Here is a 269-nt window from a genome sequence, read left to right on the forward strand (position 1 = left end):
GTCGTAGCCATCGGCCAGCATCTGCGCGCCCAGTGGCGGAAGATCGCGCCCGAATACCAGCCGGAACATGTCCCACTGGGTGCGGAAGTGGGTCGAGCGGTCCTTCAGGTCGTCCACCAGCTCGGCCAGCTTGTTGAAGCCCAGCGTTGCATCGATGGCCCATTCGGGAATATCGGGCTTGCGCCCCGTCGCCTTGGCGATGATGGACAGGCCAAGTGCATGGAAGGTGCGCGCCTCCACCACGGTATCGCCCATGCCCAGCCGCTCGA

1 protein-coding gene is annotated in these 269 nt (G+C 65.1%); it reads right to left on the minus strand.

The genetic code is table 11. The features are described from left to right. Nucleotides 1-269 (minus strand): hypothetical protein (locus FQ664_RS26105; protein WP_218570429.1); only part of this gene is annotated, 269 nt, incomplete at both ends.

The organism is Pseudomonas persica (genome assembly GCF_900291015.1).
GTDB lineage: Bacteria > Pseudomonadota > Gammaproteobacteria > Pseudomonadales > Pseudomonadaceae > Aquipseudomonas.